This is a genomic window from Ruegeria sp. N11, assembly GCF_056531525.1.
In genome coordinates this window covers 59,570-73,837 of sequence record NZ_JBQFLX010000025.1, presented here as the reverse complement: position 1 = coordinate 73,837, position 14,268 = coordinate 59,570, and the positions used below count along the sequence as shown (strand labels likewise).

12 protein-coding genes are annotated in these 14,268 nt (G+C 59.7%); 8 read left to right on the top strand and 4 right to left on the bottom strand.

Annotated features, from left to right (window positions below; genetic code table 11):
* Positions 1-282 precede the first annotated feature (282 nt).
* Positions 283-1,044 carry an NAD kinase gene (locus ACR0J8_RS21235; RefSeq protein WP_170609519.1) on the top strand — a complete coding sequence of 254 codons (762 nt, stop codon included), beginning with the start codon at positions 283-285 and terminating at the stop codon, positions 1,042-1,044.
* A 277-nt stretch (positions 1,045-1,321) separates the two neighbouring features.
* Here ACR0J8_RS21235 and ACR0J8_RS21230 read toward each other — a convergent pair whose 3' ends face one another.
* The 4 genes from ACR0J8_RS21230 to ACR0J8_RS21215 all read right to left on the bottom strand — a co-directional run bounded on the left by ACR0J8_RS21230 (position 1,322) and on the right by ACR0J8_RS21215 (position 7,687).
* Positions 1,322-2,764: an amidase family protein gene (locus ACR0J8_RS21230; RefSeq protein WP_480892153.1), complete on the bottom strand. Its 1,443-nt coding sequence runs from the start codon at positions 2,762-2,764 to the stop codon at positions 1,322-1,324.
* 94 nt (positions 2,765-2,858) lie between these two features.
* Positions 2,859-4,748 carry a propionate-CoA ligase PrpE gene (prpE, locus tag ACR0J8_RS21225; protein ID WP_480892157.1) on the bottom strand — a complete coding sequence of 630 codons (1,890 nt, stop codon included), beginning with the start codon at positions 4,746-4,748 and terminating at the stop codon, positions 2,859-2,861.
* A 231-nt stretch (positions 4,749-4,979) separates the two neighbouring features.
* A complete protein-coding gene (locus ACR0J8_RS21220) occupies positions 4,980-5,369 on the bottom strand; it encodes a GFA family protein (protein ID WP_321251763.1) in 390 nt (129 codons plus the stop codon).
* 44 nt (positions 5,370-5,413) lie between these two features.
* Positions 5,414-7,687 carry an NADP-dependent malic enzyme gene (locus ACR0J8_RS21215; protein WP_170808225.1) on the bottom strand — a complete coding sequence of 758 codons (2,274 nt, stop codon included), beginning with the start codon at positions 7,685-7,687 and terminating at the stop codon, positions 5,414-5,416.
* Between the two features lie 173 nt (positions 7,688-7,860).
* On the opposite strand from ACR0J8_RS21215, the gene ACR0J8_RS21210 reads away from it, so the two are divergent.
* The 7 genes from ACR0J8_RS21210 (at position 7,861) to upp (ending at position 14,253) form a co-directional block, all read left to right on the top strand.
* On the top strand, positions 7,861-8,559 hold the full coding sequence (locus ACR0J8_RS21210; protein WP_480526967.1) for a hypothetical protein: 699 nt from the start codon (positions 7,861-7,863) through the stop codon (positions 8,557-8,559).
* On the top strand, positions 8,528-9,625 hold the full coding sequence (locus ACR0J8_RS21205) for a cupin domain-containing protein (protein WP_480526965.1): 1,098 nt from the start codon (positions 8,528-8,530) through the stop codon (positions 9,623-9,625). Before ACR0J8_RS21210 ends, ACR0J8_RS21205 begins: the two co-directional genes overlap by 32 nt.
* Positions 9,626-9,728: 103 nt before the next feature.
* Positions 9,729-10,121: a cytidine deaminase gene (locus ACR0J8_RS21200; RefSeq protein WP_170808228.1), complete on the top strand. Its 393-nt coding sequence runs from the start codon at positions 9,729-9,731 to the stop codon at positions 10,119-10,121.
* Positions 10,122-10,125: 4 nt separating this feature from the next.
* Positions 10,126-11,433 carry a thymidine phosphorylase gene (locus ACR0J8_RS21195; RefSeq protein WP_480526963.1) on the top strand — a complete coding sequence of 436 codons (1,308 nt, stop codon included), beginning with the start codon at positions 10,126-10,128 and terminating at the stop codon, positions 11,431-11,433.
* Complete coding sequence (locus ACR0J8_RS21190) at positions 11,430-12,641, top strand: phosphopentomutase (RefSeq protein WP_480526961.1); 1,212 nt, start codon at positions 11,430-11,432, stop codon at positions 12,639-12,641. Before ACR0J8_RS21195 ends, ACR0J8_RS21190 begins: the two co-directional genes overlap by 4 nt.
* Positions 12,638-13,624 carry an adenosine deaminase gene (locus tag ACR0J8_RS21185; protein ID WP_480892147.1) on the top strand — a complete coding sequence of 329 codons (987 nt, stop codon included), beginning with the start codon at positions 12,638-12,640 and terminating at the stop codon, positions 13,622-13,624. Before ACR0J8_RS21190 ends, ACR0J8_RS21185 begins: the two co-directional genes overlap by 4 nt.
* The gene (gene upp, locus ACR0J8_RS21180) at positions 13,621-14,253 is read left to right on the top strand and encodes a uracil phosphoribosyltransferase (RefSeq protein WP_170682358.1); all 633 of its coding nucleotides are present in this window, start codon (positions 13,621-13,623) and stop codon (positions 14,251-14,253) included. The genes ACR0J8_RS21185 and upp overlap by 4 nt, the downstream gene beginning before the upstream one ends.
* Positions 14,254-14,268 lie beyond the last annotated feature (15 nt).

The window sequence follows — 14,268 nt, the reverse complement described above, 5'->3', positions numbered from 1 at the left end:
GCTCGATCTCGTCGCGCTGGCGCCCCAACTCGGACCGGATCGAGCCGAAAAGCTCAGGATCACGATCCGAAAGAGACTGGGTGAAAAAACCGGTGTCACGAAGATTGGCGTTCATGGGGGCTCCACATGGCTGGGAATAATCTTGCGGATTTCCTATCGGAAACGACATACATGCAAAAGTCGTAAAGCGACGAATTGGCCCGTTATGGCGTCAAGTCTGGCCTATCGGGGAAAGGTATGTTTGTTTCGGAACCAAATGTGCAGCACCGGAAACCCGTTTACATGATTCAGAGAATCGCCTTTCTTGCCAGCGACGCCAAGGTGGCCCAGATTGCGCGGGATGCGCTGGTCGCCCGATACGGCAATGCCGCGCCTCGGGACGCAGATGTTGTGGTCGCGCTTGGAGGCGACGGGTTCATGTTGCACACCCTGCACAACATGCAACATCTGGATACGCCGGTTTATGGCATGAACCGCGGAACCATCGGCTTTCTGATGAACGAGTTCAGTGAAGGTGACCTGATGGAGCGGTTGGCCGCCGCCGAGGAGGAGGTCATCAACCCGCTGGCCATGCGCGCCATGGATCAGTCCGGCAAGATGCACGAAGCGCTTGCAATCAACGAAGTGTCGTTGCTGCGCGCCGGACCGCAGGCCGCGCGGCTGAAAATCAGCGTGGATGGCAGGGTTCGCATGGCTGAACTCATGTGCGACGGTGCATTGTTGTCCACGCCTGCCGGATCCACTGCCTACAACTACTCGGCCCACGGCCCGATTCTGCCGATCGGGTCGGATGTTCTGGCGCTGACCGCGATTGCCGCATTTCGCCCGCGCCGCTGGCGCGGCGCTCTGTTGCCCAAGATCGCGCATGTCAGGTTTGATGTGATCGAAGCGGATAAACGACCGGTCATGGCGGATGCGGATTCGAACTCATTCCCTGACATAGATTGGGTTGAAATCCGGTCCGAGCCGTCAATCACACACCGAATTCTGTTCGATCCCGGCCATGGTCTTGAGGAGCGTCTGATTTCTGAGCAGTTTACCTAAGCTGTCCAGTTTGAACATTTTTTCGGTTTGTGTGAACCAGTTCACAGGAAAGTGCTTTATCATTCGTTAATCTGAACTTGCCCGGAGAACACGCTAAGGCGGGAGTGAGTGGCCGCCAACAGCGTATTCGAAATGATTGCGCAGTTTTCGCGCTGGCGAGGGTGGGTGGTGCTACGCTCGTCATCAGAAATTCGGGCATATTTTAGTATGCGGACCCCGGGCACAAAAACCCGGGGTCTATTTTTGTCAGCTGCGTTGTCAGGGTTTAGGCCGAGGCTCAGCGTGCCCCTGATTCCATTCTGTCCCACAGCGGAAAACACATCTGCCCGACGCGGGCTTCGATCGCGGCCGCAGCATCAACCGCCAAGTCTTCACGCCACCGCCGCGCAGCGATCTGCACGTTGATCGGCTGAGGGCCTTTAGGCAGGCTGGCAAGCCGGGCGGGAACGCATGCGGCCGGCAGACCCAGAAAGTTCATCGCGTACGAGTAGACGGCGCAGCCGAGAACCTCGTGAACACCTTCGGCCCCCTCTGTGTCACGATCGGGTCCAAAGAAGGGTTGCGGCAGAAATGGGGACAGAACCAGCGCGTAGTCCTCCATGAACAGTGACCATTGCCGTGCATAGTGGCTGCGTTCCGCCAGCATGCGGATCAACTCGGTTCCCACGATCGGCGGAAATTCCTGGAAGTACACCTCAAAGACATCCCGGATGGTCTGCGATCCGACCGCTTCGATGTCGCTTTTCATCAGGGTCAGAACCTCGCCCATCAGTGCGCGATACCCATTGCGCCCGCAGTCGAACACATCCGGCGTTGCGACTTCGTCTACCTGATAGCCCGCGTCCGTCAATGCATCGCGTGCGGTATCCAGCGCCATTTCAACTTCGGGGTGCAGGTCGTAGCCGTATGTGTTCTTCGTGAATGCAACCCTGATCGGGGTATCCGGGTCCTCGGTCCGCCAGGGCAGGGGAACGTGGAACGGGTCCCGCGGGTCGGGGGCAATCAGACAAGGCATGGACAGGTGCAGGTCGGCGGCAGAACGTGCGATCAGCCCCTGCACCGACATGGACTGTGCCAGTAACCCGCGTTCCGCCTGTTGACTGGGGTTCCAGGCTGGTACCCGGCCCAGACCGGGTTTGACCGTCGCCGCGCCGTTGGCAGCTGCTGGAAATCGCAGGCTGCCACCGATGTCGTTGCCATGGCCCAGTGCGCCGATGCCGGCCATCACTGCAGCGCCTGCACCGCCAGACGACCCGCCGGGCGAGATGTGCCTGCCCCAGGGGTTGTGCGTGCGACCATAAAGCGGATTGTCGGTGTCCGCGCGGAACGAGAATTCAGGTGTATTCGTTCGGCCGATCACGACCGCGCCTGCCTTCAACAGATTGGCAACCACCGGGGCGTCGTCGGGTGCGATGACATCCTTCAGGGCAGAAACGCCATTTGTTGTCGCGTGGTCCTTCTGGTCCACATTGACCTTGATGGTGACGGGAACACCGTGCAGCGGGCCTGCAGACGCGCCTTTGGCGCGCGCCTTGTCCAGTTCTCGTGCGCGTTCAAGGGCTTGCACACTCAGGTCGTCTACGACCGCATTCAGGTCCGGGTTGATCTCGTGCATCCGGTCCAGAGCGCCTTGCACGGCGGCCTCGGCGCTCAGTGCGCCGCTGCGGGTTTGGCTGGACAATTCGGTGGCGCTTAGTCGCCAGAGTTCTTGATCTGTCATGGGCCCTCTCTGTCTCAGGGTGACAGTAGGGGGCCGGTAACAGGTTGCAAGCGAAAGGCGAAGGGCGGGCGACGGTTTGTCGCCAGTTTCTGGGTTACTGAGCGTAACCGATGGTTTTCAGGGCTTCGGCGATCTCATCCAGAATGGCCGGATCGTCGATGGTTGCGGGCATCTTGTAGTCCTTGCCATCTGCAATCGAGACCATGGTACCCCTAAGGATCTTGCCCGACCGCGTCTTGGGCAAGCGGTCGACCACGACAGCAAGCTTGAACGCCGCAACAGGCCCGATCTTTTCGCGCACCATTTTGACAACATCCTGCACGACCTCGGTGTGATCTTTGTCGCAGCCAGCGTTCAGGCACAAAAAGCCAACTGGCATCTGCCCCTTCAGCTGGTCCGAGACGCCGATGACCGCGCATTCGGCGACGTCGGGATGGGCGGCCAGGACCTCTTCCATCCCGCCTGTGGACAGGCGGTGGCCGGCCACGTTGATCACGTCGTCGGTGCGCGCCATGATATAGAGATAGCCGTCCTCGTCGATCATCCCCGCGTCACCGGTTTCGTAATAACCGGGGAACTGATCCAAATAGGATTTGCGGAACCGGTCCTCGGCGTTCCAAAGGGTCGGCAGAGTGCCGGGCGGCAGGGGGAGTTTGACCGCGATGGCCCCAAGCTCGCCCGCCTGAACCGGGTGGCCTGCCTCATCCAGAATCTGCACGTCATATCCTGGCATCGGCTTGGCGGGTGATCCCAGCTTGACGGGCAGTTCCTCGATCCCCAACGGGTTGCCGGCAATGGTCCAGCCCGTTTCGGTCTGCCACCAATGATCGATCACTGGAACTTTCAGTGCGTTCTGCGCCCATGTGATCGTGTCCGGGTCTGCGCGTTCACCTGCCAGAAAAAGTGCCCTCAGGCAGGACAGGTCGTAATTCTTAAGCATGTCGCCCGAAGGGTCTTCGCGCTTAACAGCGCGGATGGCCGTTGGGGCGGTGAAGAAGCTGCGCACGTTGTGTTCAGAAATCACCCGCCAGAAAGTGCCCGCATCCGGGGTGCCGACCGGTTTACCTTCGAACACGATCGTCGTGTTGCCGTGGATCAGCGGCGCGTAACAGATATAAGAATGACCGACGACCCAGCCCACGTCCGAGGCGGCCCAGAACACATCGCCCGGATCAACGTTGTAGATGTTCTTCATCGACCAGTTCAGCGCTACAAGGTGCCCTGCGGTAGGGCGCACAACACCTTTGGGCGCGCCGGTCGTTCCCGACGTATAAAGGATATAGGCTGGATCGTTGCCATCAACCGGCACACATTCCGCCGGTTCAACGCCGTATTGGAAACCATGCCAGTTGAAATCGCGCCCTTCGATCAGCTGCGCCACTTCCTGTTCGCGCTGGAAGATGACGCAGAATTCGGGCTTGTGACTCGCCATCTCGATGGCGCCGTCCAGTAGCGGCTTGTAGTGCACCACCCGACCAGGTTCCAGCCCGCAAGACGCCGCAATGATCGCTTTTGGTTTCGCGTCGTCGATCCGAACGGCCAGTTCATTGCTGGCAAAACCGCCAAACACGACAGAGTGAACAGCCCCCAACCGCGCGCAGGCCAGCATCGCCTCAAGTGCTTCGGGGATCATGGGCATGTAAATAATGACCCGGTCGCCTTTCTCGATCCCCTTGGCCCGCAGCGCCCCGGCCAGCGTTGCAACGCGGTTGCGCAGTTCGACATATGAGATTTCGCGTTTCGTATGGGTGATCGGGCTGTCGTAGATTATGGCCGTCTGCTCACCCCGACCGTTTTCAACATGCCGGTCCACCGCATTCCAGCAGGTGTTGACCTTGGCGTCACAGAACCATTCATAGAGCGGGGCATTGTCGTCAAACAGCGCTTTGCTTGGCGGCTGTACCCAGTCGATCCCCTTGGCGGCGTCCATCCAGAACGCCTCCGGATCGGATTTCCAACTCTCATAGATGTCCTGATAAGCCACGGCATCGTCCTCCTCAAAATCCCTTGCAAGTGTGTTAGGCATCCGCCGCCTGTCGGACAAGCGGCTGAAATGACGGCGCGTCAGTTTACCGCGAATTATTTGCAGATACCGGGAAAATGGGCTGCAAAGTTTTGCAAATCGCCTTCCCGATCAAGGTGAATTGGCAACAAAGCCTTTGTTTTGCAAAACTGCAAACTATTAGTTGCAAATGGCCGCGGAATCACGGAGCGTTCAGTTTCCGGTCTTGGCGTATCGGGGCAAGCTGTCCTGAATATCCAGCCACGGCAGGTGATCTGTATGGAACACGTGAAACCGGGGCGAAACTGTTTCCGGGTTTTCCAGCGTCGCGATGTAAAGGTGGATGTTCACCGTGTCCCCCGCATTGCGATACGCCATCTGAGTTCCACAGGCCGCGCAGAACAGCCGCTCGACATCCGGGGATGACCGATAGACCGCAGGTGCATTGCCAGACCAGGTCACCGATTCATGCGGCAATCCGAAAAATGCGGTAACAGGGGCGGCGCAGTTGCGGCGGCAATCCGTGCAGTGGCAATAGCAACTCCACGCTATGTTGCCGTCACTTTCCCAACGGACGGCCTTGCAGTGACAATGCCCCTTCATGGTGCCCCCTCCCGAAAACGGCGGCCTATGTCAGAGCCACCCCATTAACCGTAATGCGCAACCGGAGTTCCGGCAATGGCCGCCATGTTCAACAAGCCGCGCGCCGTGATCGAGGGCGTCACGATATGCGCCTTGTTGCCCATGCCCATCAGAATGGGGCCGACCTCGATTCCGTCCGCTTTCATCTTCAGAATGTTTCGCACCCCGCTGGCGGCATCCGCGTGGGCAAAGATCAACACATTCGCTGCGCCCTGAAGGCGCGAATTCGGGAAAATACGCGAGCGTAGCTCGGGGTCCAGCGCAACATCCAGGTTCATTTCACCTTCATAGGTGAAGTCCCGAGGTTTGGAGTCCAGAATATCCAGCGCGGCGCGCAGGCGCTTGCCCGAACCTTCCGCCTGATTGCCGAATTGCGATTGCGAGCAGAACGCGATTTTCGGCTCAAGCCCGAACCGCCGCACGTGGCGGGCCGCCCCGATTGTCGTTTCGGCAAGTTCTTCAGGTGTGGGCAGTTGCCGGACATGTGTGTCGGCAATGAAAAGGGGACCGTCCTCCAATATCATCAGGGACAGCGCACCCTGCGCGCGAAGATCTCCGTCGTCCAGAACCTGTTCGACATAGTTCAGATGCCAGCGGTATTCGCCAAATGTGCCACAGATCATGCTGTCGGCTTCTTCACGCTGGACCATGATCGCGGCAATCGCGGTCGTGTTGGTGCGCATGATCGCCTTGGCCAGATCCGGTGTAACGCCCCGGCGCTGCATGACCTGATGGTAAGAATTCCAGTAATCGTAGTAACGCGGGTCGTTTTCCGGGTTCACGATCTGAAAATCCTGCCCCGGCCGGACAGTCAGGCCCAGCTTTTCGCAGCGTGCATCGATCACCTCGGGTCGGCCAATCAAGATCGGCGTTTCCGTAGTTTCTTCCAGGATCGCCTGTGCCGCGCGCAGAACCCGTTCGTCTTCGCCTTCGGCAAAGACAATTCTGCGCGACGCTGCGGCTGCGGCCTCGAAAACCGGACGCATCAGCAGGGCCGATTTGAAAACGGTCTGGTTCAGGCTTTCCTTATAAGCCTCGATATCCGAGATCGGCCGTTTGGCCACGCCACTGGCCATTGCCGCCTTGGCAACCGATGACGATACAACGCCCACCAGACGCGGATCGAACGGCTTCGGAATCAGATAATCCGGCCCGAACGTCAGTTGTTCTCCCTGATAGGCGGCTGCGGCTTCGGCGCTGGTGGTGGCGCGGGCCAGTTCGGCGATGCCATCGACGCAGGCAATCTGCATGTCATCGTTGATCTCGGTCGCGCCGACGTCCAGGGCACCGCGAAAAATGAAGGGAAAGCACAGCACGTTGTTGACCTGATTGGGAAAATCGCTGCGGCCCGTTGCGATGATCGCGTCCGGAGCAACCTCTCGGGCGGCATCCGGCAGTATCTCAGGGGTCGGATTGGCCAGGGCAAAGATGATCGGGCGCTTGGCCATCTTCGCGACCATCTCGGGCTTCAGGACATTCGGGCCGCTGAGCCCCAGAAACAGATCTGCATCGCCAATTACATCATCCAGTGTGCGCAGGTCCGATTTCTGCGCGAATTGGTCTTTGTGGGGGTTCATATCCTCGGCCCGGCCTTCGTAGACCAGCCCGTGAATATCGCACAGCCAGATGTTCTCGCGCTTGACCCCCAGTTTGACCAGCATCATCAGACAGGCAATGCCCGCTGCACCGCCGCCAGTTGACACCACCTTGATGTCTCCGAACTTCTTACCGGCAACGTGTAGGGCGTTCTTGGCCGCGGCGCCAACGACGATGGCCGTTCCGTGTTGGTCATCGTGAAATACCGGGATGTTCATCCGCTCACGGCACAGTTTTTCGACGACAAAACAATCCGGTGCCTTGATGTCCTCCAGATTGATGGCGCCGAAGGTCGGTTCCAGTGCGCAGACGATATCCGCCAGCTTTTCCGGGTCGGGCTGGTCCACTTCGATATCGAAACAGTCGATACCAGCGAATTTCTTGAACAGAACCGCCTTGCCTTCCATCACCGGTTTCGAGGCCAGTGCGCCAATATTGCCAAGACCCAGAACCGCGGTGCCGTTTGACACGACACCCACCAGATTCCCGCGCGATGTGTAAAGCTCGGCATTGGCGGCATCCGATTTGATCTCAAGGCTGGCCTCGGCCACACCGGGCGAATAGGCACGCGCCAGATCGCGGCCATTGGCCAGCGGTTTGGTCGCTTTTATTTCAAGTTTTCCGGGCTTCGGGTGGGCGTGATAGTCAAGCGCGGCCTGCCGCAGGCTGGGTGTGTCGGACATCGGTGAACAAGCTCCTTCCCGGAATTTGGTTTAGTGTTAAACTATATTTTCTGACTTGGCTATGCGGTCTAATGCGTGGGCCGGAATTGGCCGATAGTGACAGGCTGGTTGAAATTGTTAGTGGTTCTTTTACACGGAGTGGACTTTCACTGCAGCGAAGCGCAAAATCAGGCATGAGCATAAAAGACAACACGCGGCCGGAGAAGGCCGTTTCAGGCAACCAGTCCACTTTTGGTATGGAAAAGTCCGGGTTCCGCGTGGCAATTGCGCTGATGGCCCTGATCCTGTGCGCCGTTGTGATTTGGCCCCTGCAGGCCGAGCAGCTCAACCAGGAAGGGGGGCCGTTCGAAACGATTTCGGCTGCCGCGCTGCTTGCTGCCGGGCTGGCGGCACTGGTGCGGTTTCCCGGATTGAAACGTCTTTACATCGGTGTGACCTGCCTGCTTTTGGCCGAGCGCGAGCTGGAAGCAGACATTTATTCCGAAGGAACCGTGCCGTTTTTGATACTGAGCGGCCTGGATGACATTCTGGACATGACGCTGATCCGGGTCGTGCTTGCGGTCATCATACTGGGCGGTGCCATTTGGCACGGGGTGCCCAACGCACGGCTTGCGCTGAAACAGCGCGCGCCGTTTTTGCTGATCTTCGTTCTTGCCGGGCTGTCGGCTGTGGTGGCCCAGCTTCTGGAAGAGGTCTCGGGACTTTTTGACGAGACGCTGTCCCCGATTATGGCGATCCGTCTGTTTGCGCTGGAAGAAACGCTCGAGATGTTCTTTTCGATTGGCATTTTGGCCTCTGTTCTGATCGGATGGCCCAAATCGAATATTGAAGAGAAGCCTGATGACCAGCAGCAAAAGTCCGACACTCGCTGAATTCCGTCTGCCCACGAACGAACTGCGCGACGACATCCCGTTTTATACCAGAACGCTGGGGATGCGGATGGATATGATCTATCCCGCCGATGACCCCCGTGTTGCGGTGTTTTCGGGCCATGGCTTGCGATTGCGCATCGAAAAGGACGCGCCCGAGGCGCCCGGGACCTTGCGAATTCTGACCGAGGATCCGGATCGGTTTGCTGGTGGCGAGCGTGTGCTGGTCGCCCCCAATGGAACTCGCATAGAAATTGACGACCGCAACCCGCCGCTGGTGATGCCGGAAACGGTGCATTCCTTTGTCGTGCGTAGGCTGAAGGATCAGGCGCCGTGGATCATTGGACGGGCGGGTATGCACTATCGCGATCTGGTGCCTGATCGGCTGGGCGGGTCGATCATCGCCAGCCACATCCGTATCCCCGATGGCGGCCCGGTGCCCGACATGGTGCACTTTCACAAGGTCGGGTTTCAGCTGATCTTCTGTATCCACGGCTGGGTCGATGTTGTGTACGAGGATCAGGGCGAAAAGATGCGCCTGACGGCGGGCGATTGCTTTATCCAGCCTCCGGAAATCCGTCACCGCGTGCTCGAGGCCTCGGACAATGTGCAGGTGATTGAGATCGGTGTACCCGCGGAACATGTCACGGAAATCGATCATGACATGGATCTGCCCACCCCTCATTTCCGGCCCACGCGGGAATGGCAGGGGCAGCGGTTTGTGTACAATCAGGCCAAAGATGCCGAGTGGGGGGAGTTCCGCTTGCCGGGATATATCTGCCGGGACACCACGATTGCGGAAAACACTAAGGGCGTTGCCGGGGTTCAGGTGGTAAAACGGGGGCAGGGCGATCCGGTCTGGGCCAGTCATGATACCGATATCCATTTCACCTTCGTGATGAACGGTCAGGTGACGCTGGAAGGGGAAGGACGTGATCCCTATCGGCTGGAACAGGGCGACGCCTTTGTGATCCCGCCGGGGATGCGCACGCGCCTTGCGGACCCGTCCGATGATGTCGAGCTGCTGGAGGTCACATTGCCCGGGACCTTCAATACAACGCTGGGTTAGGTCAAGATCGGATCAGGAAACATGCGCCGGGGGCTTCAAATCCCCCGGCTCTTTCCATTAGGGTATGGCATTCTGACCAGATGATCAAAAATTGGGAATCACCATGCCTTTGAAAGACGCCGCCCTGTCCGTCCGGGAAAACGCTTACGCGCCGTATTCGAAGTTCAAAGTGGGCGCGGCGATCCGGTCGAAGTCCGGAGTGATCTTTTCCGGCTGCAACGTGGAAAATGTCGCCTACCCGGAAGGCACTTGTGCCGAAGCGGGTGCGATTGCCGCGATGGTGGCCGCGGGTGAGCAGGAACTGACCGAGGTTTATGTTGTCGCCTCGAGCCCGCAACCGGTACCGCCTTGTGGCGGATGCCGTCAGAAGCTGGCGGAATTCGGCAAGCCGAACGTCAAAGTGACGCTTGCGACAGCAACCGGAACTGAGCTTGAGACAACCATCGGACAGCTTCTGCCCGGCGCGTTCGACGCCTCTCATATGGAGGATGTCTGAACCTATGGACGCCCGTTCGATCATCGCGAAACTGCGCCGGGGTGACGTTCCGACCAGTGCAGAGCTGAACTGGTTCGCCCAGGGTTTGGCCGATGGTGCCGTCAGTGACGCGCAGGCCGGGGCGTTTGCCATGGCAGTTTGCATGGGCAGTCTGGGCGCACAGGGCCGCGCCGATCTGACCGTCGCGATGCGCGACAGTGGAGAGGTGCTGAGCTGGGATCTGGACGGTCCGGTGATCGACAAGCACTCGACCGGTGGGGTCGGGGATTGTGTCAGCCTTGTGCTGGCGCCGGCGCTGGCCGAATGCGGGGCCTATGTTCCGATGATCTCGGGGCGGGGTCTTGGCCATACCGGCGGGACACTGGACAAGCTTGAGGCCATTCCAGGGGTCAGCACCCAAATCAGTCAGGACCGGCTCGAGCAGATATTGCGCGAAACCGGTGCGGCCATCGTCGGCGCGACCGGTCAGATCGCACCTGCGGACAAGCGTCTTTATGCGGTGCGCGACGTGACGGCGACAGTTGAAAGCCTGGATCTGATTACGGCGTCGATCCTGTCGAAAAAGCTGGCAGCGGGCCCGGATGCGTTGGTGCTGGACGTGAAGGTCGGTTCCGGTGCGTTCATGAAAACGCTGGATGATGCCCGAAATCTGGCGCGGGCCTTGACCGAAACGGCAAACGCCGCCGGGTGTCGCACGTCGGCAGTGATCACCGATATGAACCAGCCTCTGGCCTCGGCGCTAGGCAATGCGCTGGAAATAGCCGAGGTGATGAGGGCGATCACCAGCGGCCAACCGACACCTCTTGCCGAGCTTTCCGCCGAATTGGGCGGTGTGTTACTTAAAGATGCGGGAATGTATGCCTCGATTGACGAGGGGCGCAGGCAAATCGCCGATGTGATCAGGGACGGTCGCGCGGCGGACCGGTTTGGCCGCATGATGGCGGCGGTGGGCGGTCCGGTCCATCTTGTCGAAAACTGGGAACGCTTTCTGCCCGAAGCGAATGTCATTCAGGAAGTTGCGGCCCAACACAGCGGCTATATCACAAGCATAGACGGCGAGGCGCTGGGTCTGGCCGTCGTCGCGCTGGGTGGCGGGCGGCAGGTCGAAGCCGACGTCATTGACCCGGCAGTGGGCATTTCTGACATCGTGCGATTGGGGCAGCAGGTATCCCAGCGCGAGCCACTGGCCGTGGTGCACGCCGCACGCGAAGACGCAGCCCGGCAAGCCGCAGAGGCGATTTTGCAGGCCATCACGATCAGCGAAACGCCCGCACCGATCCCCGATCTCGTCCATGAAAGGATTACCGCATGAGCCGGGCTTTCCTTGTTGTCATGGATTCCGTCGGCATCGGTGGTGCGCCGGATGCGGATCAGTTTTTTAACGGTGAGGTCCCGGATACGGGTGCCAACACCGTGGCCCATATCGCGCAGGCCTGCGCGGAAGGGCGCGCCGAAGATGGTCGATCGGGTCCGCTGCACCTGCCCAACCTCGACGCGCTGGGGATGGGAGCGTCTGTGCGTCTGGCCTCGGGCGATGAAACACCGGGGCTCGAGGTCGAACCAACCGGCCTTTGGGGCTGCGCGCACGAACATTCGCTGGGCAAGGACACGCCTTCGGGCCACTGGGAACTGGCCGGACTGCCGGTGCCGTGGGACTGGCACTATTTCCCGGACACCACGCCCGCATTCCCCGCTGATCTGAGCCGCGCGGCGGCAGAGGCAGCCGGAACAGACGGGATACTGGGCGATTGCCACGCCTCGGGCACGAAAATCATTGCCGAGCTGGGGGCTGAACACATGCGGACGGGCTGGCCGATCTGCTACACCTCGGCCGACAGCGTGTTCCAGATTGCCGCGCATGAGGAAAGCTTTGGCCTCGACCGTCTGCTGCAGATGTGCCGGACGCTGGCCCCGATGCTGCATGACATGAAGATCGGCCGCGTCATCGCACGCCCGTTTATAGGCTCGCCCGAGGACGGGTTCACCCGAACCACCAACCGCAAGGATTTTGCCATTCTGCCGCCCGCGCCGGTTTTGACCAACTGGGCGCAGGATGCCGGACGCCGCGTTCACGCGGTGGGCAAGATCGGCGACATTTTCTCGATGCAGGGGATTGATACCTTGTGCAAGGGCTCGGACGCCGAACTGATGGGGCACCTGTCTGATCTGGTGGACGAAGCTGAAGACGGCAGTCTGACCTTTGCCAATTTTGTCGAGTTTGACAGTCTCTATGGACATCGCCGCGACATCAGCGGCTATGCCCGCGCGCTGGAATGGTTCGACCGCGAAATCGGCGCGATCCTGAAAAAACTGCGCGCGGATGACCTGATGGTGCTGACCGCCGATCATGGAAATGATCCTAGCTGGACCGGCACAGACCACACACGCGAAAAGGTGCCGGTGCTGATCGCAGGGCGGGGCGCAGGGCAGATCGGTGCGGTCAATTTCGCCGATGTCGCCGCCAGCATCGCGCATCACCTGAACATTCCGGCACATGGACCGGGACGGAGTTTTCTATGACTGTCGCAGACCTGCCTAAGATCGAGTTGCATCTGCATCACGAAGGCGCGGCTCCGCCCGCCTTCATTCGCCAGCTTGCGCATGAAAAACGCATTGATCTGAGCGGTATTTTCAAGCCCGACGGCTCCTATGACTTCCGCGATTTCGCCCATTTCCTGAGCGTTTATGAGGCCGCCTGCGAAGTATTGAAATCGCCCGAGGATTTCCGCCGACTGACCCTGGCAATTCTGGAAGAAAGTGCGGCCAATGGCGTGGTGTATTCGGAAACCTTCCTGAGCCCCGATTTCTGCGGCGGTGGCGATGTGCACGCCTGGCGCGATTACCTGAATGCCATTCAGGACGCCGCGGATGAGGCCGAGTGCAAGTTCGACATCACCCTGCGCGGCGTCGTCACGTGTGTTCGCCATTTTGGCCCGGACAAGGCGAAACTCAGCGCCCGTTGCGCGGCCGAAACCTCAGGCGACTGGATCACGGGCTTTGGCATGGGCGGCAACGAAGGGGTCGGCGCGCAAGGCGATTTCAAGTGGGCGTTTGATTGCGCCCGCGAGGCAGGATTGCGGCTGACCACCCATGCGGGTGAGTTTGGCGGACCGGACAGCGTGCGCGATGCGGTGCGCGCCCTGGGGGTCGAGCGGATCGGACATGGTGTGCGCGCCATCGAAGACCCCGACCTGATGCATGAACTGGTCGACCGGGACATCACGCTTGAGGTTTGTCCGGGGTCCAATGTGGTGCTGGGCCTGTATCCGGATTTCAGCGCCCATCCGATCGCAAAGTTGCGCGATGCGGGCGTCAAGGTCACCGTCTCAACCGACGATCCGCCGTTTTTTCATACCACCATGCGGCGTGAATATGAGATGCTGAACATAGCTTTCGGCTGGCAGGCCGAGGATTTCAGCGCAATGAATGACACGGCCCTCAATGCGGCCTTCTGTGATGAAGACACCCGTATGCGGGTCCAAAAAAGACTGGAGAAAACATGAGCGAACATCTGACCGTCGTTGATCATCCGCTGGTGCAGCACAAATTGACGCTCATGCGGGACAAGGGCACATCGACCGCCGTTTTCCGGCAGTTGCTGCGGGAAATCACCCTTTTGCTGGCCTATGAGGTCACGCGAGAACTAAAGCTGACGACCCGCAACATCGAAACCCCGATGGAGGAGATGGACGCGCCCATTCTGGCCGGTAAGAAACTGGCATTGGTGTCGATTCTGCGTGCTGGCAACGGGATGCTGGACGGTGTGCTTGAATTGATCCCGTCGGCGCGGGTGGGCTTTGTCGGATTGTATCGCGATGAAGAAACGCTGAAACCGGTTCAGTATTACTTCAAAGCGCCCGAAGGACTGAAAGACCGCCTGGTCATTGCTGTGGATCCGATGCTGGCCACAGGCAACAGTTCAGCCGCTGCGATTGATCTGCTGAAAGAGGCAGGCGCGACCGATATCCGTTTCCTCTGTCTGCTGGCCGCGCCCGAAGGCGTCGCGCGGATGAAAGAGGCCCATCCGGATGTGCATATCGTGACGGCCGCGCTGGATCGCGAACTGAATTCCAAGGGCTATATCATGCCCGGACTGGGCGACGCCGGCGACCGGATGTTCGGTACCAAATAAGCTGTCTGCGGCGTT